The organism is Leptotrichia sp. OH3620_COT-345, from assembly GCF_003932895.1.
Lineage (GTDB): Bacteria > Fusobacteriota > Fusobacteriia > Fusobacteriales > Leptotrichiaceae > Pseudoleptotrichia.
The window spans coordinates 1-231 of record NZ_RQYW01000215.1; the positions used below are offsets into that span (position 1 = coordinate 1).

Annotated in this window: 1 protein-coding gene; it reads left to right on the forward strand. The window is 34.6% G+C overall.

Features of this window, described 5'->3' with window-relative positions; translation table 11 throughout:
* Nucleotides 1-31: 31 nt before the first annotated feature.
* On the forward strand, nt 32-231 hold a 200-nt coding region (locus EII29_RS11830), incomplete at its 3' end, for a hypothetical protein (RefSeq protein ID WP_148096459.1).

Sequence of the window (231 nt, forward strand, 5' to 3'; positions counted from 1 at the left end):
GTTACCGATAGGAGACCATCATGGAGGTTTATTGGAACAAATAGTAAGAACAATAAGAAAAGATAAAGCTCCAATAATAGAAATATCAATACAAAAAGGTGAAAATGGACAACCTCTTATAGGAATGACGGAGAAAAGAAGACTTTCAGAAGTAGGAGTAGATAAAGACGGGAACAGACAGTCCTATATACAAGGCTTTATAAACGGAATAACGGAAATAAAGTCAAATGC